This is a genomic window from Pseudomonas sp. LBUM1679, assembly GCF_059695565.1.
Genome location: NZ_CP166774.1, coordinates 594,021 through 617,727, shown reverse-complemented (window position 1 = coordinate 617,727; position 23,707 = coordinate 594,021). Strand labels below are relative to the sequence as shown.

The 23,707-nt window shown below is 57.4% G+C and carries 21 protein-coding genes and 1 pseudogene; 13 read left to right on the top strand and 9 right to left on the bottom strand.

Annotated elements, in window-relative coordinates; translation table 11 throughout:
- The first annotated feature begins 94 nt into the window (after positions 1-94).
- From urtE to ureC, 7 genes are all read left to right on the top strand, one after another.
- Entirely contained in the window at positions 95-793 is a 699-nt protein-coding gene (gene urtE / locus ACA062_RS02755) for an urea ABC transporter ATP-binding subunit UrtE (protein ID WP_497455117.1), read from the top strand.
- 42 nt (positions 794-835) lie between these two features.
- Positions 836-1,675 carry an urease accessory protein UreD gene (locus ACA062_RS02750; RefSeq protein WP_497455116.1) on the top strand — a complete coding sequence of 280 codons (840 nt, stop codon included), beginning with the start codon at positions 836-838 and terminating at the stop codon, positions 1,673-1,675.
- 159 nt (positions 1,676-1,834) lie between these two features.
- Positions 1,835-2,137, top strand: a complete 303-nt coding sequence (locus ACA062_RS02745; RefSeq protein WP_128874348.1) for an urease subunit gamma — start codon at positions 1,835-1,837, stop codon at positions 2,135-2,137.
- Positions 2,138-2,146: 9 nt separating this feature from the next.
- On the top strand, positions 2,147-2,680 hold the full coding sequence (locus ACA062_RS02740) for a GNAT family N-acetyltransferase (RefSeq protein ID WP_497455115.1): 534 nt from the start codon (positions 2,147-2,149) through the stop codon (positions 2,678-2,680).
- Positions 2,681-2,686: 6 nt separating this feature from the next.
- The gene (locus ACA062_RS02735) at positions 2,687-3,220 is read left to right on the top strand and encodes a GNAT family N-acetyltransferase (RefSeq protein ID WP_497455114.1); all 534 of its coding nucleotides are present in this window, start codon (positions 2,687-2,689) and stop codon (positions 3,218-3,220) included.
- On the top strand, positions 3,220-3,525 hold the full coding sequence (locus tag ACA062_RS02730; protein ID WP_497455113.1) for an urease subunit beta: 306 nt from the start codon (positions 3,220-3,222) through the stop codon (positions 3,523-3,525). The genes ACA062_RS02735 and ACA062_RS02730 overlap by 1 nt, the downstream gene beginning before the upstream one ends.
- Before the next feature lie 200 nt (positions 3,526-3,725).
- Positions 3,726-5,426 carry an urease subunit alpha gene (ureC, locus tag ACA062_RS02725; protein ID WP_497455112.1) on the top strand — a complete coding sequence of 567 codons (1,701 nt, stop codon included), beginning with the start codon at positions 3,726-3,728 and terminating at the stop codon, positions 5,424-5,426.
- 64 nt (positions 5,427-5,490) lie between these two features.
- Here the strand turns inward: ureC and ACA062_RS02720 are convergent, their stop codons facing one another.
- A complete protein-coding gene (locus ACA062_RS02720; RefSeq protein WP_497455111.1) occupies positions 5,491-10,734 on the bottom strand; it encodes an NEL-type E3 ubiquitin ligase domain-containing protein in 5,244 nt (1,747 codons plus the stop codon).
- Positions 10,735-10,985: 251 nt separating this feature from the next.
- On the opposite strand from ACA062_RS02720, the gene ACA062_RS02715 reads away from it, so the two are divergent.
- Positions 10,986-12,110 (top strand): sensor histidine kinase, encoded by a 1,125-nt coding sequence (locus ACA062_RS02715; protein ID WP_497455110.1) that lies wholly within the window; start codon positions 10,986-10,988, stop codon positions 12,108-12,110.
- Positions 12,111-12,239: 129 nt separating this feature from the next.
- On the opposite strand, the gene ACA062_RS02710 is transcribed toward ACA062_RS02715, so the two are convergent.
- Together ACA062_RS02710 and ACA062_RS02705 are read right to left on the bottom strand one after the other, a co-directional pair.
- On the bottom strand, positions 12,240-12,545 hold the full coding sequence (locus tag ACA062_RS02710; protein ID WP_150797072.1) for a chaperone modulator CbpM: 306 nt from the start codon (positions 12,543-12,545) through the stop codon (positions 12,240-12,242).
- 23 nt (positions 12,546-12,568) lie between these two features.
- Positions 12,569-13,516: a DnaJ C-terminal domain-containing protein gene (locus ACA062_RS02705; RefSeq protein WP_150767966.1), complete on the bottom strand. Its 948-nt coding sequence runs from the start codon at positions 13,514-13,516 to the stop codon at positions 12,569-12,571.
- 296 nt (positions 13,517-13,812) lie between these two features.
- On the opposite strand from ACA062_RS02705, the gene ACA062_RS02700 reads away from it, so the two are divergent.
- Entirely contained in the window at positions 13,813-15,087 is a 1,275-nt protein-coding gene (locus tag ACA062_RS02700) for an Hsp70 family protein (protein WP_497455109.1), read from the top strand.
- Between the two features lie 116 nt (positions 15,088-15,203).
- Here ACA062_RS02700 and ACA062_RS02695 read toward each other — a convergent pair whose 3' ends face one another.
- From ACA062_RS02695 to ACA062_RS02685, 3 genes are all read right to left on the bottom strand, one after another.
- Complete coding sequence (locus tag ACA062_RS02695; RefSeq protein ID WP_128874339.1) at positions 15,204-16,217, bottom strand: AI-2E family transporter; 1,014 nt, start codon at positions 16,215-16,217, stop codon at positions 15,204-15,206.
- A gap of 260 nt (positions 16,218-16,477) precedes the next feature.
- Positions 16,478-16,783 (bottom strand): PsiF family protein, encoded by a 306-nt coding sequence (locus tag ACA062_RS02690; protein ID WP_497455108.1) that lies wholly within the window; start codon positions 16,781-16,783, stop codon positions 16,478-16,480.
- A gap of 72 nt (positions 16,784-16,855) precedes the next feature.
- Complete coding sequence (locus ACA062_RS02685) at positions 16,856-17,644, bottom strand: AraC family transcriptional regulator (protein WP_497455107.1); 789 nt, start codon at positions 17,642-17,644, stop codon at positions 16,856-16,858.
- 96 nt (positions 17,645-17,740) lie between these two features.
- On the opposite strand from ACA062_RS02685, the gene ACA062_RS02680 reads away from it, so the two are divergent.
- A complete protein-coding gene (locus ACA062_RS02680) occupies positions 17,741-18,628 on the top strand; it encodes a DMT family transporter (protein ID WP_497455106.1) in 888 nt (295 codons plus the stop codon).
- Between the two features lie 95 nt (positions 18,629-18,723).
- Here the strand turns inward: ACA062_RS02680 and ACA062_RS02675 are convergent, their stop codons facing one another.
- On the bottom strand, positions 18,724-19,614 hold the full coding sequence (locus ACA062_RS02675) for an esterase/lipase family protein (RefSeq protein WP_497455105.1): 891 nt from the start codon (positions 19,612-19,614) through the stop codon (positions 18,724-18,726).
- Between the two features lie 233 nt (positions 19,615-19,847).
- On the opposite strand from ACA062_RS02675, the gene ACA062_RS02670 reads away from it, so the two are divergent.
- From ACA062_RS02670 to ACA062_RS02660, 3 genes and pseudogenes are all read left to right on the top strand, one after another.
- Positions 19,848-20,378, top strand: coding sequence for a ferritin-like domain-containing protein (locus ACA062_RS02670; protein ID WP_150763626.1), 531 nt, complete (start codon positions 19,848-19,850; stop codon positions 20,376-20,378).
- A gap of 167 nt (positions 20,379-20,545) precedes the next feature.
- Positions 20,546-21,316 (top strand): hypothetical protein, encoded by a 771-nt coding sequence (locus ACA062_RS02665; protein WP_497455104.1) that lies wholly within the window; start codon positions 20,546-20,548, stop codon positions 21,314-21,316.
- 298 nt (positions 21,317-21,614) lie between these two features.
- Positions 21,615-21,773 (top strand): annotated as a pseudogene (locus ACA062_RS02660) (ferritin-like domain-containing protein); the annotation flags it as partial.
- A 258-nt stretch (positions 21,774-22,031) separates the two neighbouring features.
- Here ACA062_RS02660 and ACA062_RS02655 read toward each other — a convergent pair.
- The gene (locus ACA062_RS02655; protein ID WP_497455103.1) at positions 22,032-22,706 is read right to left on the bottom strand and encodes a hypothetical protein; all 675 of its coding nucleotides are present in this window, start codon (positions 22,704-22,706) and stop codon (positions 22,032-22,034) included.
- 64 nt (positions 22,707-22,770) lie between these two features.
- A complete protein-coding gene (locus tag ACA062_RS02650) occupies positions 22,771-23,553 on the bottom strand; it encodes a hypothetical protein (RefSeq protein ID WP_497455102.1) in 783 nt (260 codons plus the stop codon).
- Positions 23,554-23,707 lie beyond the last annotated feature (154 nt).

Below are 23,707 nucleotides of genomic sequence, written 5' to 3'. Positions count from 1 at the left end.
CCGCGATGACGGCGACACATTCAACATCTTTGTTGACTGACACACCGCTATCGCGGGCAAGCCCGCTCCCACAGGGATTGAGGAGAATTTTAGGATGCTGCAAGTCGACAAGCTGCACCAATACTACGGCGGTAGTCACATCCTGCGGGGCCTGACGTTTGAGGTTAAGGTGGGTGAAGTCACGTGCCTGTTGGGGCGCAACGGGGTCGGCAAGACCACCCTGCTCAAGTGCCTGATGGGCCTGTTGCCGGCCAAGGAAGGCGCGGTGAATTGGGAAGGCAAGCCGATCACCACGTTCAAGCCGCACCAACGGGTTCACGCAGGGATTGCCTACGTACCCCAGGGTCGGGAAATCTTCGGCCGCCTGACCGTGGAAGAAAACCTGCTGATGGGCCTGTCGCGATTTCCCGGCTCCGAGGCCAGGGAAGTCCCGGCGTTCATCTACGAGTTGTTCCCGGTACTGCTGCAGATGAAGCAACGGCGCGGCGGTGACTTGTCCGGGGGTCAACAGCAGCAACTGGCGATTGGCCGGGCGTTGGCCAGCCGTCCACGGTTGTTGATTCTCGACGAGCCCACCGAAGGCATTCAGCCCTCGGTGATCAAGGAGATCGGTGCAGTCATCAAGACACTTGCAGCCCGTGGAGACATGGCGATTCTACTGGTCGAGCAGTTCTACGACTTCGCCGCCGAACTGGCCGATCAGTACCTGGTGATGTCCCGGGGCGAAATCGTGCAGCAGGGCCGTGGAGACAATATGGAAGCCGAAGGTGTGCGCGGCCTGGTTACCATATAAGGCTGCGATCTAGTCTGCAGCGTTCTGACATAACGGAAAACCATGAATCTACCTGCCTCTACTGTCCTGTTTACCCCGAGCTGGCACGCTGAGCTGGAACTCGGCTACGCCCGTTTCGGTGACAGCACTCGCCCGGTCCAGCGCCGGCACAAAGGCCCGCTGCGGGTGCAGAAGCATCTGTATGCCGAAGGACCGCACGTCTGCCAGCACATCATCGTTCATCCGCCGGGCGGGATTGCGGGGGGTGACCGGCTGGACATCTCGGCCAGCGTCGGTCGCGATGCCTGGGCGCAAATCACCAGCCCTGGCGCGGCCAAATGGTATCGCGCAGCCGGACCCGCTTATCAGCAGCTGGCCTTGAAAGTGGCGAGCGGTGCGACACTGGAATGGTTGCCGCAGGAGACCATCATTTTCAGTGCTGCACAGGCCGAACTCAGCACCTGCGTCGACCTTGAAGGCGATGCCCGGTTGTTTTACTGGGACGTGGTGGCGCTGGGCCGACCGGCCAGCGGCGAGCGCTTCGACCTCGGGCACTTTCAGGCGCAACTCGACATCCGTCGCGACGGCCGGTTGCTCTGGCACGAACGCCAGCGCATTGTCGGGGGTGACGGTTTGCTGGATTCGCCGATTGGCCTGGATGGGCAACCGGTGTTTGCGACCTTGCTGGTGACCGGCGAAGTTGATAGTGGATTGCTGGAGAAGTGCCGCTCACTGACTCATGACGTGCGCGGGGATTTGACGCAGTTGCCGGGAATTCTGGTTGCCCGGTGCCTGGCCAGTGAAGCATTGTTGGCGCGGGGGTGGTTGATTGATGTGTGGCGTTTGCTCAGGCCTGCGTTGCTCGGACGAGAAGCCGTCCCACCACGAATATGGGCCACCTGAACACCGCCCCCCCTGTAGGAGCTGGCTTGCCAGCGAAGGCGTCCTTTCAGGCGATAAATATGTCGACTGACCCACCGCCTTCGCTGGCAAGCCAGCTCCTACAGTGGGGCCGTATTAACAGTTCCAAATTTTTTAACTGCCGATTATGGATTCCAAACGATGGACCTGACCCCACGCGAAAAAGACAAGCTGCTGATCTTCACCGCCGGCCTCGTGGCCGAGCGGCGTTTGGCTCGCGGCGTGAAACTCAACTACCCGGAAGCCATGGCCTACATCTCCGCGGCGCTGCTCGAAGGCGCCCGTGACGGGCAGACCGTGGCCGACCTGATGCACTTCGGTACTACCCTGCTCAGCCGCGAACAAGTGATGGAAGGCATCCCGGAAATGATCCCGGAAATCCAGGTCGAGGCGACGTTCCCCGACGGCACCAAACTGGTCACCGTTCACCAACCGATCGCCTGAGGTCGCGCCATGACTTACCACATCCGCGATGCAGTGCAGGCCGATCTGCCGGCGATCCGCGACATCTACAACGATGCCGTACTCAATACCACGGCGATCTGGAACGAGAAGATCGTCGACCTGGACAACCGCCAGGCCTGGTTCAGCGCCCGACAATCCCAGGGTTATCCGATTCTGGTGATCGTCGACAGCGATAACAGGGTGCTGGGTTACGCGTCATTCGGTGACTGGCGGCCGTTCGACGGTTTCCGCCACACCGTCGAGCACTCGGTTTACGTACGCAGCGATCAGCGCGGCAATGGTCTGGGCCCGCAACTGATGGACGTGCTGATCGAGCGCGCCAAAGGCTGCGACAAGCATGTGATGGTTGCCGCCATCGAAAGCGGTAACGCCGCATCAATTCGTTTGCACGAACGAGCCGGTTTCGTGAGCAGCGGGCAGATGCCCCAGGTAGGCACCAAGTTCGGCCGCTGGCTGGACCTGACCTTCATGCAGCTGACCCTCAATCCTGGCGCAGAACCACCTGCCGCCAATAAGGAGTAACGCCCGATGAACGCCGCCCAACTGCGCCGCGTCAATGTTGAAAGCTTTGCGCACTATCGCCAGGGTTTGATTGATCTGCTGCTCGATGCCGTGGGCTATGGCGCCAGCGTCGGGTTCATGGCCAATCTGGACGCCACTGAGGCACGCGCCTACTTCGATGACGTTCAAGAGAACCTGAACAAAGGCAACGTGCTGCTGTGGGTGGTGGTCAAGGACGAGCAGGTGCAGGCCTGCGTGCAACTGACCCTGTGCCAGAAAGCCAACGGGCTGAACCGCGCCGAAGTGCAGAAATTGCTGGTGCGCGAACATGCGCGTCGCCGGGGTCTGGGCCAGCAGTTGATGAGCGCACTGGAAGCGGCCGCCCTCCAGCACAAGCGCGGCATGCTCTACCTCGACACCGAAGCCGGCTCCCCCGCCGAGGATTTCTACAAGGCCCTGGGTTACACCCGCGCCGGTGAAATCCCCGATTACGCCTGCGACCCGAGCGGCCGCTACAAACCCACTGCGCTCTACTACAAAATTCTCCAGGGAGCCCATTGATGATTCCCGGTGAATACCAGATCCAGCCTGGCGACATCGAACTCAACGTCGGCCGCCGCACCCTCAGCCTGAAGGTGGCCAACAGCGGCGACCGGCCAATCCAGGTCGGCTCGCATTACCATTTTTTCGAAACCAACGACGCCCTGACCTTCGACCGCGCCGCCAGCCGCGGCATGCGCCTGAACATCCCCGCCAGCACCGCCGTGCGCTTCGAACCGGGGCAGAGTCGCGAAGTCGAGCTGGTCGACCTGGCCGGGCATCGCCGGGTGTTCGGGTTTGCCGGCAGGATCATGGGTGACCTTTAAGTTATGTAGTGCCTGCACCGGCCCCTTCGCCAGCAAGCCGGCTCCTACAAGGGAAATCGCATTCACCGGCATATCGGCGTTGGAATGCAATCGCGTTCGCCGGCATATCGGCTTGGAATGCAATCCTGTAGGAGCTGGCTTGCCAGCGATAGCGAGTAACGCGAGCGGTCTCGAAAACCATTGAATCCCAAGGCAAGCACATGAAGATTTCAAGACAAGCCTACGCCGACATGTTCGGCCCCACCCTCGGCGACAAAGTCCGTCTGGCCGACACCGAGCTGTGGATCGAAGTGGAAAAGGACTTCACCACCTACGGCGAAGAAGTGAAATTCGGCGGCGGCAAAGTCATCCGCGACGGCCAGGGCCAAAGTCAATTATTGGCCGCCGAAGTCGTCGACACCCTGATCACCAACGCACTGATCGTCGATCACTGGGGCATCGTCAAAGCCGACGTCGGCCTCAAGGACGGGCGCATCGCCGGAATCGGCAAGGCCGGTAACCCGGACATCCAGCCCGGCGTCACCATCGCGGTCGGTGCCAGCACCGAAGTGATCGCCGGTGAAGGCATGATCCTCACCGCTGGCGGTATCGATACCCATATCCACTTCATCTGCCCGCAGCAGATCGAAGAAGCCCTGATGAGTGGCGTGACCACCATGATCGGCGGCGGCACCGGCCCGGCCACCGGCACCAACGCCACTACGTGCACCTCCGGGCCGTGGCACCTGGCGCGCATGCTTCAGGCCGCCGATGCCTTCCCGATGAACATCGGTTTCACCGGCAAGGGCAACGCCAGCCTGCCGGAGCCCTTGATCGAACAGGTCAAGGCTGGCGCCATCGGCCTCAAGCTGCACGAAGACTGGGGCACCACGCCGGCGAGCATCGACAACTGCCTGAACGTCGCCGACCAATACGACGTGCAGGTGGCGATCCACACCGACACCCTAAACGAATCAGGCTTCGTCGAGACCACCCTCGCCGCTTTCAAGGGTCGAACCATTCATACCTACCACACCGAAGGCGCGGGCGGCGGTCATGCGCCGGACATCATCAAGGCCTGCGGTTTCCCCAACGTACTGCCGAGCTCGACCAACCCGACCCGGCCATTCACCCGCAACACCATCGACGAACACCTCGACATGCTGATGGTCTGCCACCACCTGGACCCGAGCATCGCCGAGGACGTGGCCTTCGCCGAAAGCCGCATCCGCCGCGAAACCATTGCCGCCGAAGACATCCTGCACGACCTCGGCGCGTTCTCGATGATCAGCTCCGACAGCCAGGCCATGGGCCGGGTCGGCGAAGTCATCACGCGCACCTGGCAGACCGCCGACAAGATGAAAAAACAACGCGGGCCGTTGCCCGGTGATGGCGAAGGCAACGACAACTTCCGCGCCAAACGCTACATCGCCAAGTACACCATCAACCCGGCGATCACCCACGGCATCAGCCATGAAGTGGGTTCGGTGGAAGTCGGCAAATGGGCGGATCTGGTGCTCTGGCGTCCGGCCTTTTTTGGCGTGAAACCGACGCTGATCCTCAAGGGCGGCGCCATCGCGGCCAGCCTGATGGGCGATGCCAACGCCTCGATCCCGACGCCACAACCGGTGCACTATCGTCCGATGTTCGCCAGCTACGGCGGCTCGCTGCACGCTACCAGCCTGACCTTTATCAGCCAGGCTGCGCAGCAGGCAGGATTACCTGAAGCACTGGGTTTGAAGAAGAAAATTGCCGTGGTCAAAGGCTGTCGCGACGTGCAAAAAACTGACTTGATTCACAATGATTATCTGCCGAACATCGACGTCGATCCGCAGACTTATCAGGTCAAGGCCGACGGCGTGCTGTTGTGGTGCGAACCCGCAGATGTGCTGCCGATGGCCCAGCGGTATTTCCTGTTCTGAAACGCCGGGCAAAAAAAGGCCTGAGTGCAAAAATCCGCACCCAGGCCGTCGATTAAAAGACGATTCAACGGTTATCCGGCTGCACCGTGAAAGGGATTTCGACTCTTTGAAGTTTGGCCCTGTCCATCGCGTCCTGGGTCAGTTTCTTCAGCAGCTCGTTCTTTTCGGTATTGATCAAAACCAGCTCCGCCGTGTACTCATCATCCGTCATCACGCGACCAGGCAAGACATCGGCTGGCTGTTTGCCGAGTTGCGCGGCAAGTGTCGTGATTTTTTCGCGCAGCAGAGTACGCGCTGATAAATCGGTGGTTTGCGTCCACTGTTCTTGTGCGACTTGCAGGTCTAACAAAGCGTCGATTTTACGCCGCAAATTGTTGAACGCTTTGCGGTTGGCACCCTGGATATACCGGCTCCAGAAATCCTGCTCGATAATTGAATCTCGCAGAAGATCTCCTTCTTCAAGCGCGAGTACTCGCTTGCAGGCGGCCTCTATCATTGGCAGCGTGACATCCGGCTCCTCGAACTTCATGCTGCGCGACTGCCAGGGCAAATCCAGGCGCTCAGCCAGGGCGCAGACATAGGCAAGATGAATTTCCACTTCATCAATAGACCTGACGTAGTTTCCCTCCTCATCCATCTGACTGATCAGGTCGCCGTTGCGATCATATTCAGGAAATTTTCGGCCTTGCTCCAGCAGTTCCTTGACTCTCCCTCGGGCGATCTTGCCCAGTTCATTCAGACGCGACTTGCCTCTGGCCAGGCTCACCAGGTCCGATTCCACCAGGCCCTTGTTGACAAGGGCATAGGCCTCATAAATCAGTACTTCGAGGCCCATGGCGTTAAAAACCTGCGTGCTGGAATCGACGCACGTGGAGGGCACGAACGCATCTTTGAAGAGCTTCTCGCGCAGTTCGGTGCTTTCAGCCGCCGCTTCCAGCATTCTCCAGACCTTGTCGGCAAGGTCGCTTCTATACTCGGGAGAAGCATCCGCGGAGCCGGCGAGTTTCTGGATTTCATCAAAAAATGCTTCGGAACCGAACTCGTCCGCGACCGCCCCCCAGAGGTTACGTTTCAACGCTCGCAATTCAGGAGTCGCTCGCGCCTCCGGCGGCAACGCATTGATCCAGTAACGGCTATCGAACATCACCGCATTGGGCGTTCGCCGGTCAGGATCGAGCCCGACCGACTCGATGTAAGTTCTAAGCGTTGTGAGACTTTCCGATGAAAGCCATTGCGGATCACGACTGATCAGCGTGCGCGCCACTATTTCGGCCCGGAAGGAACCCGGGGCTACCACGGGTATCCGGGTGATCGGGTTATTAACCAACCTCAAGTCGAAGTGCCGTGGGCGGGGCAGGGAAAAGATTCCGTCAGGCCAGGTGGCGATACCGGTGCTCGACAAGTTCAGTATGTGCAGGTCAGGCATTCGGCTGACATCGGGCGGTAAGGCCAGTGGATTGTTTGACATCCCGAGAATTTTTAACCGGGTCAGGTTCTTGATGCTCTCGATGGCCGGCCCGGTCAACGTGATCTGGTTATTATTCAAGTGCAACTCAAGCAGATGCGGCATGTCGTCAATCGCGGCAGGAAGACGGGTCAGCTGGTTGCCGGAAAGATCCAGGGCGCGAAGTTTGGGAAAATGGTCAAGAAAACCATCCACCTCATTGTTGAATCCCGAACGCCCCAATCTCAGCCGGGTGACATGATCGAAATTCGCCTCCAGCTGCGGCAAGCTGAGCAACTGGTATTGCAACGAGATATCGCTCAAATCAATGCTCTGGCCGCGATAGTTGCCATAGGCGTCATAGTCTTTCGGACCGGTCCTTTGCCAGGCCTGTTTGAGGGCTTTGACGATCTTGATCCTCGCGCCCCACTCCCTGACGTACTGCGGGCTGTCTCTTATGCCTGACCACTTGTTAGGCGCCCTCAACCAGGTTTGCAGGCGGTGATCCAGTTGCTTGTACTCCCGCTCGAGGCGCTTGAGCTGGCGTTCTGGCGAGTCATCTTGGGCATTCAGGGCCGCGACGAATTCATCGACCTCCTCAAGGGTAAAATCGGGATAAAGCGTTCTGACCCGCTCCTCGACAATACGCTCCCATACACTCTGACCGTGCCCGCTCAACGGGTAGCCGCGCCGACCGTCAGGCAACACCGTCGGCGGCTTGAAGAACGGTTGACGCTGCGCCTGCATCTTCAGGACCGGGCGCAGCTCTTCACGCGTGAGCGCCTTTTGATGGATCAGTGCCTTGAGATCGGCGCCCTGACTCACATGGGGCAAACCCAGCGCCCGACGTTGAGCATCCGGCAAGGCGTGCTGAAGGGCGGCATACAGGTCGTCCCTTCCGTGCAGATGATTGTCGCTGGCATCGCGCGCTTCGTACTGCCTATCACCGGTGCGAACCAGCACTTTTTGTTCAAGGGCATCCTCTGGGCCGACGCTGGCTCGTATCGCGCCAGTGAACGAACCATCGCGGACTTCGATGCGCAAATCGCCAGGATCGCTGAGCAATTTTCCCAGTGTATGCACGACCAGGCTTTCAGTGTCCGGCGCTGCCAGCGCCTCCAGGAAAAGCCCCTCATAAGCGCGCGACAAGCGCACCTCTTGCTGTGCCAGACGCGCTTTTTGCGCCAGCCGCAACGGTAAGCGCAGGGTGGTGTTCATTCGGCTCAGCTCGCTGGGCGTCGCATCCTCCAGCAGCTCGCTGGCGAGCCGGGTCGGCACCGAGGAAAAGTTGCGCTGGAGCAGTTGAGTCCGGGGATTACCCGCTTGCGCCCGGTCTTGGGACAAGCTCTGGAAGATCCGCGCCCTGGCCTGATCCGCATGGTCGGCCAGTCGGTCTCGCAAGGTCTGAACCCGCCTGTCCGGGACGACATGTTGGCCGACCAGACGTTTGATTTGCTCCTCGCTGAGGAAGGGCAGGACACGCTCCGGCAATTGCCCCGCTTTAAGCTCGGCCCGGCTGACGTTGATGACGTCTGCAGCCGGTGTGGCGACATCCCCATACTTGACGGCCTTGCCGCTCAAGTCAGAGCCCTCGAACGCCTCTATCGCTTTGGTACGAGGCCATCCTGGCAACTCGACCATCAAGGAAGCGGCATAGCCGCAAAGATCATCCTGGAGCTGCCCGGCACGAATCTGCGCCCCCACTTTGCCGGCATCGGCATAGGCTTGAAACCGCGTGATAGTGTCGGCCAGCAAGGCCGGCGCCGGCTCACCCTCGACATGCATTCTGCGCAACACTTCTTCATGAGTGCCGCTGACCTTGAGGATATTTTCGCGTTCAATCTCGGTGAAGGCGTCCACCGAATGTCCAAGACGCCGTAACAAGGTGTTTTTCGGCCACTCCAGTGGCGCGTCCACCTCGTGATTCCAGGCCCCGCTGCCGTTATGGTTCAGCTGCGGTTGGTAGGCATCCTCCCGAGCAGGATGCTGCATCCGGTACTTCCCGGAGTCTGCTTGCTTTTTCAATGAGTAGTGCTTTCCCTCCAGCGGCAAAATATCCTCACCGCCCTGTCGATGCAGCCCCAATTCGTTGGGCCTGGAGTTTGCTGGCAACCTGATGTTTCGTTCGTAGGGCTTGAGATCGGGCTTCCATAAACGCGTCTTGCCATTGGGCAGAGTGACGGACTTCAAACCTTCGATGAAAGGTGAAACCGTGTAGTGAAACACTGGCGCCAGTGCCACCATCGTCGCCAGGTTCTCCACGACATCGGTGATGTGTGCCCAGCCCGCTTCCTTGTCGCCCTGGCTCAATTCGCGCGCACCCTCGATTGTCTCGAACAACAACTGATCCGCGGTGACCAGCATCATGGCGGCGCCTACCGGCGGCACGAAGAACGCGGCGATACCGATGACAGACAAGCCGATATTCAGGTAGTTGGAGAGCCTGCGTTCGCGGGTAATGTCATCCTCGGCGGCGGTTGAAACGGCAAGCACCTGCGCATCCTCACGCATATGCCGACGCTTCTGGCGGAACATCTCAGTCCAGATGCCCGCCATGCCGACCCACTGAAAATTCAGCGAAAGTTCGGCATGCAAATCGATATTCTCCAGTGGGTCTCGCCGCCAGTGCCGATCATCTCTGGGACCGACCAGTCTCGAAACCGGGCTCAAGTACTTCAGATAACCACGTACCTGGTCTTTCCAGTAAGTACCGGACGGTGCATCCAGAAGCTTCTGGGTAAACCTAAGAAAAAAACGGCCCCGGTCCTTTTCACTAATGAAACGGCTGAAGAAGCGTTGATAGTCGGTGAGCGCGTCCTTGGCGCTATCGATTCTGCTGCCCGCGGGTCGGTACATCAGTTGATGGGTCAGCTGCTCTTCGAAGTCAGCGAACGACGCGTATTTTTTTATCGCGTGCTCGGGATCGTCCGGAATATAGGCAATGACATAGCTGCCGTCGTAACGATTGGCGTGGGTTGGAAAGAACACTGCGCACTCGGCGATTTCGTAACCCATCAGCTGAAGCGGGCTATAGCTGATGGGCCGTCTGCTGTCTTTATCCTTGACGATATCCTGTTCATTGATCAGCTCGACCAATATTTCGTAATCTTTAAGTCCAATATCCTTCTTCACGAAAGCTGCATATGCCGCAGCTTTCATTGCTGTTTTTTTGCTATCAATGAAGGCCCGACTCAACGCCTGCTGATGTGCGGCTTGACCCTCATAAAGAAAATCCTTGATGTATTTTCCATACTGGCCACCGATATCCAGGTTTCGGCAGATTGTCACGAACTGCGGTATTTTCAGGGCGAGCTGCAGAACCTCGAATCGTCCCTGCACATCGGGCGCCGTAATAAATGAAGAGTCGTTGTCGAAGTAACTTTCTTCAGCCTCGAAAGCTTCGAAATTGTGTAATGCCGCCTGCAACAGTGAAAAGGTTCTGCTGCGCACATCACCAGTGTTCACGCCCGTCGGAATACCGAAGAACTTGTAATCTACCGGGTAATAAAGTCGCACCCAGGTGCTTTCGACATCCAGCTCGATGTCCGCTTCGGCCAGAGCCTTGATCAACAGGGGCTTGGCATAGGTGGTGACACTGTCCACGGCAGCAATCGTCTTGTCCCATTTATTTTGCGCGTGACAGTCAGCTTCAATCAATGCCTTGAGTACACTGCGCTGATCCGGCGAACTATTTTCATACCATTGCGGAGGAGTTGGCTTAGTGTCCTTGAGCACTTTGCGCCGTAGCGGCGAGGCCTGGAGCAGGCATTCGGGAATAGTGCTTTTTATGAAGTCGAAGTGGCGGCCTTTTTCAAGATCGCCAGGCTCATCAACTGTAGTTTCTTCCTTTAAAGGTTCAGACATGTCGCATAATCCTTATGCCATTCAATTGAACGTTCAATTTACTCACTACAGATCCAAAACAACAAATCGAAAATCCACCGGCCAACGTCTGCGCAAACCGCCAATATCATTCAATAAACAGCATTAAAAAATAACTGAATAACACCTATACACACATCACACCTGTTCATCGACGCTTGCAGCAGGAACACGACAAAGGCGCCAGGATGCGCCACACTCCATGGCTATCATTGCCAAGCAGACGCCCAGCCATGCGTTTATCTGAATTCATCGAGCAGCACGTAGATCGCATCGTTGACGAATGGGAAACGTTCGCCGAAGCCATCAGCGCCGGCGAGTCGCTGGATCGCCCGACATTGCGCGATCACGCGAAGTCGATCCTGCTGGCCTCGGCGGCCGATATGCGTACGGCACAGACCACCCGCGAGCAGGAAGCCAAAGCCAAAGGCGAAGGCCCGGAAAAAACGCCTGATCTGGACGAGGCGGCTTCCTGTCATGGGGAGTTGCGCCACACCGTCGGTTTCGACCTGGTGCAAATGACGGCCGAGTTCCGTCATTTGCGTGCCTGCGTGATTCGTCTGTGGGTCGACAGCCTGGAGTCGCCGGACATGACCTATTTCCAGGACATGATCCGCTTCAATGAAGCCATCGACGAAGCCCTCGCCGAGTCCACCGCGGCTTATGCCGAACAGGTCAATCGCTCGCGGGACATCTTTCTGGCAATCCTCGGCCATGACCTGCGTGCGCCGCTGCAAGCGGTGAGCATGTCCACCGAACTGCTGCTGCGCAAGGCGACGCTCGAGGGCGATGCGCTGAAGTGCGCGATCAACATCAAGCGCGGTGCGCGGCACATGGCGGTGATGGTCGGCGATTTGCTGGAGCTGGTGCGCAGTCGCCTGGGCAAGAGCCTGCCGATCCAACCCGTGCCCATGGACCTGGCCGACGCAGCCCATGCCGCGATTGCCGAAGCCTGTGCCGGTAACCCGGAGTGCGATCCGACACTGAACACATCGGGAGACACCCGAGGCGTCTGGGATGCCGGGCGCCTGGATCAACTCCTGCAAAACCTGATCGGCAACGCGTTACAGCATGGTTCGAACAAGCGGGATGTGACGATAAGCCTCACTGGCGAGCCAGATACGGTTCGTCTCACGGTGCATAACTACGGCACGCCGATTCCCGAGAATGCCATTGCCACCCTCTTCGATCCTTTGGTGCGCAGTGCCGACGAAGAACTCGGCCAGCCCTCCACCAGCCTCGGCCTGGGCCTGTTTATCGTCAAGGAAGTGGTCAACGCCCACGCAGGGACGATCGAGGTCAGCTCCAATGAAGCCGATGGCACGCTGTTTACCGTGGTGTTGCCCCGCCACATCTGAAACAAGAGCTTGTGTAGGAGCTGCCGCAGGCTGCGATCTTTTGATCTTGCCGTTGAAATATGGCGCCCTCTCCGGCCGATCAAAATCAAAAGATCGCAGCCTGCGGCAGCTCCTACAGGGGATCGTGGGTCATTCAACCACCAACCGCCCCAACCGCTGCTTGAGCATCCGGTTTTCCGCCCTTAGCTGCTGGACCTCTTCAAGCAGGTCCAGCGCCAGGGCAACACCTTCCCACTCCAGCTCAAGATCGTGTCGCAGCTTGGCGGCACGCTTGGCCAGCGCCAGTTCATAATCGTTGAAACGCCAATCCTTGGGCTGCGTGCCCTGAGGTTCGAGGATGCCGTGTTCGACGATTTCGATCACGTAGACGTCCGACAGGTCGGTCGCCTCACAGAATTCTGCCATGTCCAGTTGAACGATCAGGGGGTTGCTCATGATGGGCTACTCCGTCTCTTGGATCAGAAGTTTTCTCGCGGATTGAAAGCGGCTTTTTTCGCCAGTTCCTGCCACAGCGCCTTGACCTCGTCGTCCGAGGTTTTAGGCATGACGGCCTTGAGTTGCACGAACAGGTAACCGCGCTCGCCGGCCTTATTCATCAGGCCATGGCCTTTGGCGCGCATGCGCTGACCGTTCTGGCTGCCGGCCGGGACCTTGAGGTTGATCCTGCCGGTCAGGGTCGGCACCGCGACTTCAGTGCCCAGTGCCAGCTCCCAAGGAGCCAGTGGCAGCGTGATGATCAGGTTTTCGCCTTCTACATCGTATTTCGGGTGCGGCGCAAAACGGATGATCAGATACAGGTCGCCATTGGCGCCGCCACCGACACCTGGTGCACCCTGGCCCTTGAGGCGGATACGCTCGCCGTCGGCCACGCCGGCCGGGATCTTCACGTTCAGGCTTTTGCTGGTATTGCTGACATGCTGGCCCGCAGCGTTGTACTGCGGTACCTGGAAGGTGACCTTCTTCGACTCGTTCGAGAGGGTTTCTTCCAGAAAAACCGGTAGTTCCATTTCCACGTCTTGCCCTCGACGTCCGGTGCTGCGACGCGACTGTCCACCATTAAAACCAGGGCCACGGCCGCCGAAGATCGAACTGAAGAAGTCCGAAAAATCGCCCGTGTCCTGACCACCACCGAAACCGCCCGCGCCTCGCCCCTGCCAACCCGGCGGCCCCTGGAACGGTTGGCCGTGCTGGCCGTATTTGCGCAAGTCGTCGTATTCGGCGCGCTTGTCGGCGCTTTTCAGCGCCTCATAGGCTTCCGACGCATCCTTGAACTTGGCCTCGGCGTCCTTTTCCTTGCTGACATCGGGGTGGTATTTGCGCGCCAGCTTGCGATAAGCGGCCTTGATCGTCTTATCGTCCGCAGTCGGTTCCACGCCGAGAATCTTGTAATAATCTTTGAAGTCCATCGTGGGAATCACCATCCGTTATCGATATCGCGCCACCTGCCAGAGCATGCACTTATTTGCAGCACAGGGTTTGACCAATCTCAAGGTTGTGACCGGGCGGCGCATCAGAAGTTTATCGGCAGCAGGGGCGGTTCTTGCGACCGTCCTGTGGCTGCCAGGCCCAATGCAGACAAGTTTGGGGCAAAGGATAGTCTTTCAAGGCGCTAATAGCTGAGATTTAGCGGATAGTCGGCCTTCGAATCTGTGCCGCAGTGACATACACTGCGCGGCCGTTTTTTAACCGGAACCTGAAAGACATGAAAAACGCATCTCCAGCCCGTGCCTGTGGTATCGACTTCGGCACGTCCAACTCCACCGTCGGCTGGCTGCGCCCCGGCATGGAAACGCTGATCGCGCTGGAGGACGACAAGATCACCTTGCCGTCAGTGGTGTTCTTCAACATGGAAGAACGCCGCCCGGTGTACGGCCGGCTGGCGCTGCACGAGTATCTCGAAGGCTACGAAGGCCGCCTGATGCGCTCGCTCAAGAGCCTGCTGGGCTCCAAGCTGATCAAGCACGACACCAGCGTCCTCGGCACCGCGATGCCGTTCAAGGACCTGCTCGGGCTGTTCATCGGCCAATTGAAGAAGCGCGCTGAAACGGCCGCCGGTCGGGAGTTCGATGAAGTGGTGCTGGGTCGTCCGGTGTTCTTCGTCGACGACGATGAGATGGCCGACCAGGAAGCGGAAAACACCCTGGTGGATGTGGCCCGCGCCATCGGTTTCAAGGATGTGTCGTTCCAGTACGAACCGATTGCCGCCGCGTTCGACTATGAATCGACCATCGAAAAGGAAGAGCTGGTCCTGATCGTCGACATCGGCGGTGGTACGTCCGACTTCTCGCTGGTTCGCCTGTCGCCCGAGCGCCGCAACCACGACAACCGTCACGATGACATCCTCGCCACGGGTGGCGTGCACATCGGCGGGACGGATTTCGACAAGCAACTGAGCCTGCAGGGCCTGATGCCGCTGTTCGGCTACGGCAGCCGCATGAAGAGTGGCGCCTACATGCCCACCAGCCACCACATGAACCTGGCGACCTGGCACACCATCAACTCGGTGTACTCGCAGAAGTCCACCCTGGCCTTGGGCAGCATGCGTTACGACATCGAAGACACGGGTGGCATCGACCGACTGTTCAAGCTGATCGACCAGCGCGCCGGGCATTGGCTGGCCATGGAAGTGGAAGAAACCAAGATCCAGCTGACCAGCGCCGACAGCCGCCATGTGCCGCTGGATCGGATCGAGCCGGGACTGAGCGTGGAATTGAGCCGGGCGCTGTTCGAATCGGCCATCGACAACCTGCTCGAGCGCGTGCGCAACAGCGTGACCAAGCTGCTGAACGACGCCAATGTGCGGGTCGATCAGGTGGATACGGTGTTCTTCACCGGTGGTTCGAGCGGGATTCCGGCGCTGCGCAACAGTGTTTCGGCGATGTTGCCGAATGCGCGGCATGTGGAAGGGAACATTTTTGGCAGCATCGGCAGCGGGTTGGCGATTGAGGCGGCCAAGCGTTACGGCACGATGGACTGATCCAAAACCGAGGCGCCCCCATCGCGGGCAAGCCCGCTCCCACAGGTCATGCGCTGTCCTTGTGGGAGCGGGCTTGCCCGCGATGGCGTCAGATCAGGCGATACATCTCTCTGGTATCAAACCATCCCCACCTGCTTCAACTCACTCTTCAGATACGCATAATAAATCGGCCCCGCCACCACCCCCGGCAGGCCGAACGCGGCCTCGAACACCAGCATTGCCAGCAGCAACTCCCACGACTTGGCACTGATCTGCCCGCCAACAATGCGCGCATTGAGGAAGTATTCGAGCTTGTGGATAACGATCAGGTAACCCAGCGCCGCCACCGCCACCCAGATCGACAGCGACAAACCGACAATCGTGATCAGGGTATTCGACATCAGGTTGCCGATCACCGGCAACAAGCCGAGCAGAAAGGTCAGCACGATCAGGGTCTTGGTCAGCGGCAGCTTGATGCCGAACATCGGCAGGACCACCGCCAGAAAAATCCCGGTAAAGAAGGTATTGAGCAGGGATATCTTGATCTGGGCGAACACGATGTTGCGAAACGCCTGGACCAGCAGGTGCAAACGATCGAACAGGGCGGCGGCCAAAGGCTTGCGCTTGGTCACGTCCGGCACCCGCTGCAAGGCAATGATCGCCCCCAGCACCATGCCGATCAGCAGCGTCACGAACATGTGCGCCGCGTCCTTGCCCACCAGTTGCAAATCACTCAGGTGCTTGCTCATCCACTCGCCGATCGCCACACGGAATTCGGCGGCACTGGCAGGCAAATAGGCATCGATGAACGGCGGCAGTTGCCCGCGCGCCCGGTCGACCACGCCCATGAATTTGTCGAGGGAAGCGCCGGGGTTTTCCGCCTCGTGCAGCAGAAAGCTGATGGCGCCGGCAAAGATCAACGCCAGCACACTCACCACTAATGTGCCCAGCAACGCCACCGCCAGCCAGCGCGCGCGCCGGCCTTCGATCAGCCGCTGTAACTGCGGGGTGAGCATGTTGACCAGTTCGAACACCAGCAGCCCGGCCAGCAGGCTGGGCAGCAGTCGCAACGGGATCACCAGCAGCAAACCACCAAAGATGATGACCCAACTGATTATCAGCAAGACTTGGCGTTGAGAAAACGTTGGCATACAGCCTCAAAACGAACGGCGTAAAAGGATTGGCAGTCTGCCAGCGTTCCGGTGACAGCACTAGGGATTGTGTAGGTCGACCATTGTCGGACTTTCAGCGTTCTTTCAGGCCTCATCGCGGGCAAGCTCCCACAGGGATCTCGATGCCTGCACATTCTTTGTGCAGCACAGATACCTGTGGGAGCGGCGGTGCGGCGATCCGGCTTGCCCGCGATGAGGCCAGCATGGTCACCGCACATATCTCGCCCCTAGCCGATGACTTATTTTTTCTTCAGGCACTCACTCATGAACGCCTTGCGCGCATCGCCCTTGAGCGCCTGGGTCGCGGCATCGGCGTTGCAGGTTTTCATCTTTTCTTGCTGGGGAGTCATGGGTTTGGCGGCCTCCGCTGCCGGCGCAGCTTTGAGGCAAGTGCTCATGAAGGCCTTGCGCTCATCGCCCTTGAGGCTCTTTGCGGTGGCGCCGGCGTTGCAGGTGGTCATCTTGTTCTGTTGGTCAGTGGCGGCGAAACCCTGGGCGCACATCAGTACACCGATCATCAACAAAGGGACATGCAACATCTTCATGGAGTTTTCTCCTTGTTGCCGCAGCGAGGGGCGCGGCCTCGTTCTGCAGTGTAGACAACTCCTGTTACACCTTCATCGGCTCTCCAGGTGGCTGCGTCGATACTGTTCCGGCGTGCATCCGGACTGGCGTTGAAACATCGCGATAAACGCCGACCCAGTGCTGTAGCCCATATCGAAAGCGATTTCCTGAATGCTGCGATGGCTGTCCAGCGCTTCAATCGCCGCCAGAAACCGCAACCGCTGGCGCCACTCGCCAAAACTCATGCCCAACTCGCGCACGAACTGCCGCGCCAGCGTGCGTTCACTGACATGGATTTGCGCGGCCCAGTCTGCAAGGGGGCGATGATCTCCAGGTTCGGCGTGCATGGCTTCCAGAATGCCGAGCAACCCCGGGCTGCTGGCGTAGGGCAAATAGCACTCATGCACCGGTGCCAGTTGCAGTTGATCCACCAGCACCTGAGCCAGACGTTTGTCGGCGTCACACTCGGGAATCTTCACATCCCGCGCGGCGAAGTCCTTGAGAATCGCCTTCAAAATATCGCTGATCGCCAGGGTGCAGGCCTGTTGTGGCAGATCACGACACAGCAGGGGTGCCAGACAGACCGCGCGGTAGTTGATCGGCTGATTGATGTAGAAACTGTGCTCGATCTGCGGCGGCACCCACACTGCGTACTGCGGGGGTGACATGAAGCGGGTGCAGCCGATCTCCATGTGCATGACACCGTTGGCCGAATACTCGAGGGTACCCCACGGATGACGGTGGGCCAAGGCGTACTCGTGGGAGTCGAAGTCGGCGTAGCGGAAATAGACCGGGGCTGGTAGCACGCTGAAATCCAGCAGATCAATGTGTTTACTGTTCATGCTGTCCGGAATCAGTGGCAGGTTGTCTGGATCGCAGTATAGCCATGAATCCAGACAGGCGATAATCACCCCTCATTAACGTTCTGGTTTTTCCCAATGCAATACGCTTATCCCCTGCTGGCCATTTTCATCTGGGCCGGCAACACCGTGATCACCAAAATGTCGGCCGGAGCGATCTTCCCCGCCGAGATCGGCTTCTACCGCTGGCTGCTGGCCGGGATCCTGTTCACGCCGTTCATGCTCAAACCGGTAATCACCCATTGGCCGGCGATCCGCCCGAATCTGGGCAAGATCTTCATCCTCGGCGTGCTGGGCATGGCGGTCTATCAAAGCCTGGCGTATTTCGCCGCGACGCTGACCTCGGCCACAAACATGGGGATCATCCTGTCACTGATGCCGCTGATGTCACTGGCCATGGCCATCTTCAGCCTGGGCCAGCGCCTGACTGCCGGGGCATTGGCGGGTGCGGTGCTGTCGTTTGCCGGTGTGCTGGTGGTGATCTCCTCCGGCAGCCTCGGAGCCTTGCTGGAACACGGCGTCAATCTGGGCGACGCGATGATGCTGATCGCCACCCTGGCCTATGCGATCTACAGCACCCTGCTGAAAAAGTGGCAATTGCGCTTGCCGCCGCTGGTCTTGCTGTATTTGCAGGTGCTGGTGGCGGTGGTGGTGCTGTTTCCGCTGTTCCTCGCCTCGCCGAAAATCGGCCTGACTCTGCATAACATTCCGCTGGTGTTATATGCCTGCCTGCTCGCCTCGATGATTGCGCCACTGGCGTGGATGCAGGCCGTGGTACGCCTGGGACCGAGCCGGACTACGCTGTTTTTCAATCTGCTGCCGTTGATCACGGCGTTGATTGCGGCGGTGGTGCTGCACGAGCAATTGGCGACATATCACCTGGTGGGTGGGGTGTTGACCTTGGGTGGGGTGATTCTGTCGGAACGTTGGACCACCGTGTTGGGCCGTAAGGTCAGCATTGCCTGATCTGGCGCCATCGCGGGCAAGCCCGCTCCCACAAGTCACGCGCGGTCCCTGTGGGAGCGGGCTTGCCCGCGATGAACGATGACTCGGTCGACCTGCTAAACCCCGGCCGCTTTCAGCCGCGCCGCATGCTCGACAAACAACCGTACCGGATCCGCCCCTTTGCCGACCAATCCCAGCGATTGATTGACGATGTCGAAGTGATCCAGCGGGTACTCATCGCCAATCACCGTCCCGAGGTGCGAGCTGTACCGCCCGACCATCCCGTCGCAATGCCCGACTTCGCGCACGAAGGTCCTGGCAAATAACCGGCAACTGCGGTTAGTCCCGTCAAACAGATTGCGCCCCCGATCGGTTTTCCCCGGTTGCAAGGTCCCGGACCAGGAGTAATAACGCACGCCGTTGACCTCTTCCGGCCCCTGCCCGCCCCAGGTTAGCGGCAACCCCTGTGGATAACGCTGATTGAACAGCGCCACGCCTTCAGTGGTCAGCGATTGATGCGAGGCCGGGACATCCACTGGCAGTTTCGGCCCGCGATAGCCGGTTTCCAGCAGGCTCATCAACGCGCCGATCAGCCGCAGCAAAACACCGAGCAGGCGACCCTTGGCGCTGTCTGCCGGGTAATGTTTGTGCAGGTAATCCGCCAGCTCCGAACCGTGATTGGGCCCGGCCACCGACGTGACCGAGGCGACTCGATCCGGGCGTTTGGCGGCGGCATAACGGGCGGTGAGCGAGCCCTGGCTATGGCCGATCAGGTTGACTTTCTCAGCCCCGGTCTCCCGCACAATCTCCTCGATCCGCGCCAGCAATTGCTCACCGCGCACCTCGGTCGAGTTGAGCGGCGAGACCTGCACCGCAATCACCGTCGCCCCATCCCGGCGCAGCGCCGAAACAATCCCGTACCAGTACGGATAGAGCAGCAGGCGGATAAACCCGAGCATTCCCGGAACCAGGACCAACGGATAGCGCGTGGCAGAACCTTGCGACATGGGCAAACATCCTTGTGATCGGTGAAATGAAGCAAGGCGCGATGCAATACATCCGCCAAGCTTCGACATCGAAGGTGACAACTCGACGACCAGTCTATGACATCCGCCCGCTTCGATTTTTTGCGATTGATCATTTGCATAAAACTTTTCGCCGCGCCCGTCACTCACACCTTAAGTAGCGATCACGTCCTCAGAGGCGTGACGCAAACCGGATTAGCCTCCAGGAGATCGAGATGAGCGACATGCATTTGTCTGATGTAACCACCCTGCGCGAACGTGCCCGCAAGAACGTCGAAAACGGCGCAGTGACCGAAAGCTACAGCGCCGACCGTGAAGAAGTCCTGCGCTTGCTCAACGAATCGCTTGCCACCGAACTGGTCTGCGTGTTGCGCTACAAGCGCCACTACTTCATGGCCAACGGGCTCAAGGCCCAGGTCGCCGCCGACGAATTCCTCGAGCACGCGACCCAGGAAGCCCAACACGCCGACCGTCTGGCCGAACGCATCGTGCAGCTGGGTGGTGAACCCGAGTTCAACCCCGACCTGCTGTCGAAAAACTCCCACGCCCAGTACGTGGCCGGCAATTCGCTCAAGGAAATGGTCTACGAAGACCTGGTCGCCGAGCGCATCGCCATCGACAGCTACCGCGAGATCATCCAGTACATCGGCGAACAAGACCCTACTACCCGGCGTATCTTCGAAGACATCCTGGCCCAGGAAGAAGAGCATGCGGATGACATGGCCGATATTCTGAAAGATCTATAGCGCAAACGCAGCCTTATTGCGCAAAAATAACGCGATAAGGCTGCACCAAATTTCATCACGCTGGAAAACCGAAGAAACAAAAGCAAAATAGACAGCACCCGGCATTCTTTTATACTCGAAACAAACAACTAATCGGTTGTTTAAATGCAGCGTAAAGGAATACCGCAATGTATATGGAAGAACGCATCGATTTTATTAATTCATTACCAACACTTGCATTACCTGCGCAACGATCCATGTTCAGCTCCAAGCCCAGACCCAAATTGACACACAGTGTCGCGAAGGCATCCGCGAGTGTTTTTTTTGACACTATAACTGCACGAGTTCCAGGTGTATCAAAACAGATCCTGGATGATGTAAACCTCTGCAAACTGATCATGCGACACGCTGCCGACAAAAAATTTCCGGCCGACGAACAACTCTATGAGTGGTATCAATACTACACTAACGGCCTGGGGAATTTAGGCTGGGTACTGCAGACCAAAGACATCGACACCAAGGTTATTCAGGAAGTCGGACTGACCATTGATAACTTGAGCCAGAAACTCTCGAATGCTCTGATTGGCGACAAGGCTGATGTCATCGCGGCCTGTTCCAAACAGGCAGTGATGCTCGCTAACAACACACCTGAAGCTCTCGAAGCCTTTCACTCCAAGAGGGAAGCGAAGAAAAAGGGGAAATTCGACCTCGGGTCAGTCTGGCTTGATGACCGTGGGCAACCGACTATGCTGGTCAACTGCGTCATCATTGAATCCCGCGAACACATAACCGACGTCCTGTCCTGGAAGTCGACTGAACGGTCGACGACGGTAAAAAGCGGTGCGGTGCTTACTTATCTGGATAATACAATATTCTCCAAAATTCGTGGCACCCTTGTTGAGAAATACGATTCCTCCGCCAAAAAATATATTCAAGACCTGCCCGACTTCGACATCTAATTCATGGCATATAGCTAATGGATCAATTGAAATCGGCCAGCCACAGCCGATTTCAATTGCCAGCACTTATCAGTCTTTGTTCAAGCCCTCTCAAAACATGAAACCGACGCTTACTTTTGCCAGCGGCAACATAATCGTTTTCCAACCACCAGCGGCCCACCTTTCGAACTCCCCCCGCCCCCTAACCCAAACAAGCCAAACGGCACACGAGAAGGCCTTGGTGTAATACAGCACCATGGGCTTTTCAGAATGGGCCATCATGCCCCGCACACCAACGACGCGCGAATGCAACTACTGCGAAGACCTGGTCGTCGAGCGCATCGCCATCGACAGCTACCGCGAGATCATTCAGTACATTGGCAAACAAGCCCCTACTACCCGCCGTATCTTCGAAGACATCCTGGCTCAGGAAGAAGTGCATGCGGATGACATGGCCGATATCCTGAAAGATCTATAACGAAAAAAGCAGCCTTATTGCGCACAAGTAACGCAGTAAGGCCGCTCCCATTCATGACAACAGAAAACCAAAGAAACAAAAGCAAATCATTAAAAGTCCGACAACAAATTGTAACCCTGTCATTCCATATCACCGTACTGAATTCAGGTCGAGGCACGTAAGAGGTTGGGTTATTGCGAAGCCCCAACCTCTGACAGGTAAAGCAAGGGCAAATAGTGCTCGGCAATAAATAACCAAAAAAACAGTTATTCAGAGAGATCAAGCATCTGCGAGCCCTTCTGCTTCAGGAAGTTTGCTTGCAATAATCTCTCGCATTCGACTTTTTTCATAACTCACTTTGTTAAGCACTCGCAGCGAAACGTCCACACTGACCTTGCCTGCAATATGTTCACTCATGAAATTCTGATTGAAAAAATCAAAATCAACCTCTTGAGTGGTGTCAAAGCGAACAAACACCGAGCAAATGACGGGCCCCTGCCCCACCAAACTCAGCTGTAGGGCCAAACATGAAGCCTCATGAATGTCATGCACAGCCACCTTGACCACTGCATGCTCCCCAACCTGCGCGGCGAGCATCTCCGCGCTCGAGGCGAGTTCAATACTGCGCATCAGTCGCTCAAACTGCTCAGCTTGAGCTGAGCTTAGAACATCCACCAATTGGGTTCTAATCAGATCTTTCACCACGATGATGCTGCCATCCATTGGCTCAAAATCATTACTCTTACTAGCTCGAAGCTCCCACCTCAAGCGCCCCAAGGCATTATCGTAATCTTTATACCATTGCTGCGCTTCGGCAAACCTGTCAGCTTGTGAATTTGCATGCAACCGAGAGAACATCAGCGAGCTGATCACCTCTTTTCTCCAAGGATCAACAACATCGCTTGAAACGGACAACACATTACCCGCCACTACAACAACATCATCCTTGATCATACTAGCTCTCCAAACCGCCTATTTTAAACCGAGCTGCTCACCCCGCAGCCCAATAGCGCTTCTATCACTTGAGCTTGATACCTTTGAAAAATTCGTCCGAACTGATATCAAGGAGCGCCATGATTTGATCCTTCTTGCGCTCATGCATGCGCAAATTGAGTTCCATCACAGTAGCGACTCTTTTCATTTTCAAATTTGACAAATTCCACTTCCAAAACCAGGCTCCGCCCTGCGACGTTGAAAGTTTACAATCGACAGCCACGAAGGCAGCAATTGCTGTCCCTCCGGGAGTTTGCAGACAGGGCAGGATCCTAAAGTCTGTGTCGCTGCCGCTTTTGCTATTACTGTCGAATAAAGTGACAAGCTCGTCATCGGATTTCATTTTTTCAAAAGCGCCTCCCAATAATTCCAGCATCGCCGGTGCGTTCCGGCCAGCAACCGCCTTGACCAGACCCAGAACGATGGAATCCATTGTGATATTCGTTTGCTTGACCTCCTGTTCCTGATACTTGGAATTAGTCAGCGACCAGCCACAATGTTTCAATGCCTCAGCGTATTTCGTGTGCCATTCAATAGGTAACTTTTTCCTATCGGAGTATGTATCAGCATAGCGCTCAGCAAAATGAATACTGTCCGCCGCCGCACTCTTTTTTTCTTCGTCAAGATTATCGGTAAATCCAATCGCTACCGGTGTATTATCACCTACTAGAAGATCAGATTTGGCAACTTCCTCACCGTCCAGCGCGGCAAAGGATCTGATCTGGTTTCGTTTGTTAACCATCGGCGCGAGTTGTACGCCGGCAAAAAAAGCCATGCTCTCTTCAGCATTGGGTACTAAAATAGTCATATAAACTTCCATGTAAATATTATTCGGGATCAGCCGAATGGCCGACCACTACAACTTATCATCCCGAGCTGTACTTTCCACCGTTCATGCGTGACATGTTATTACCAAGCCACCCCTGCCATCGCGCCTCTATGTTTAATATTAAAAATACTAA

What these genes read in the sequence shown, in the direction of transcription:
- urtE (WP_497455117.1), top strand. Translation starts at nt 95, where the DNA reads ATGCTGCAAGTCGACAAGCTGCACCAATACTACGGCGGTAGTCACATC.
- ACA062_RS02750 (WP_497455116.1), top strand. Translation starts at nt 836, where the DNA reads ATGAATCTACCTGCCTCTACTGTCCTGTTTACCCCGAGCTGGCACGCT.
- ACA062_RS02745 (WP_128874348.1), top strand. Translation starts at nt 1,835, where the DNA reads ATGGACCTGACCCCACGCGAAAAAGACAAGCTGCTGATCTTCACCGCC.
- ACA062_RS02740 (WP_497455115.1), top strand. Translation starts at nt 2,147, where the DNA reads ATGACTTACCACATCCGCGATGCAGTGCAGGCCGATCTGCCGGCGATC.
- ACA062_RS02735 (WP_497455114.1), top strand. Translation starts at nt 2,687, where the DNA reads ATGAACGCCGCCCAACTGCGCCGCGTCAATGTTGAAAGCTTTGCGCAC.
- ACA062_RS02730 (WP_497455113.1), top strand. Translation starts at nt 3,220, where the DNA reads ATGATTCCCGGTGAATACCAGATCCAGCCTGGCGACATCGAACTCAAC.
- ureC (WP_497455112.1), top strand. Translation starts at nt 3,726, where the DNA reads ATGAAGATTTCAAGACAAGCCTACGCCGACATGTTCGGCCCCACCCTC.
- ACA062_RS02720 (WP_497455111.1), bottom strand. Translation starts at nt 10,734, where the DNA reads ATGTCTGAACCTTTAAAGGAAGAAACTACAGTTGATGAGCCTGGCGAT.
- ACA062_RS02715 (WP_497455110.1), top strand. Translation starts at nt 10,986, where the DNA reads ATGCGTTTATCTGAATTCATCGAGCAGCACGTAGATCGCATCGTTGAC.
- ACA062_RS02710 (WP_150797072.1), bottom strand. Translation starts at nt 12,545, where the DNA reads ATGAGCAACCCCCTGATCGTTCAACTGGACATGGCAGAATTCTGTGAG.
- ACA062_RS02705 (WP_150767966.1), bottom strand. Translation starts at nt 13,516, where the DNA reads ATGGACTTCAAAGATTATTACAAGATTCTCGGCGTGGAACCGACTGCG.
- ACA062_RS02700 (WP_497455109.1), top strand. Translation starts at nt 13,813, where the DNA reads ATGAAAAACGCATCTCCAGCCCGTGCCTGTGGTATCGACTTCGGCACG.
- ACA062_RS02695 (WP_128874339.1), bottom strand. Translation starts at nt 16,217, where the DNA reads ATGCCAACGTTTTCTCAACGCCAAGTCTTGCTGATAATCAGTTGGGTC.
- ACA062_RS02690 (WP_497455108.1), bottom strand. Translation starts at nt 16,783, where the DNA reads ATGAAGATGTTGCATGTCCCTTTGTTGATGATCGGTGTACTGATGTGC.
- ACA062_RS02685 (WP_497455107.1), bottom strand. Translation starts at nt 17,644, where the DNA reads ATGAACAGTAAACACATTGATCTGCTGGATTTCAGCGTGCTACCAGCC.
- ACA062_RS02680 (WP_497455106.1), top strand. Translation starts at nt 17,741, where the DNA reads ATGCAATACGCTTATCCCCTGCTGGCCATTTTCATCTGGGCCGGCAAC.
- ACA062_RS02675 (WP_497455105.1), bottom strand. Translation starts at nt 19,614, where the DNA reads ATGTCGCAAGGTTCTGCCACGCGCTATCCGTTGGTCCTGGTTCCGGGA.
- ACA062_RS02670 (WP_150763626.1), top strand. Translation starts at nt 19,848, where the DNA reads ATGAGCGACATGCATTTGTCTGATGTAACCACCCTGCGCGAACGTGCC.
- ACA062_RS02665 (WP_497455104.1), top strand. Translation starts at nt 20,546, where the DNA reads ATGTATATGGAAGAACGCATCGATTTTATTAATTCATTACCAACACTT.
- ACA062_RS02655 (WP_497455103.1), bottom strand. Translation starts at nt 22,706, where the DNA reads ATGATCAAGGATGATGTTGTTGTAGTGGCGGGTAATGTGTTGTCCGTT.
- ACA062_RS02650 (WP_497455102.1), bottom strand. Translation starts at nt 23,553, where the DNA reads ATGACTATTTTAGTACCCAATGCTGAAGAGAGCATGGCTTTTTTTGCC.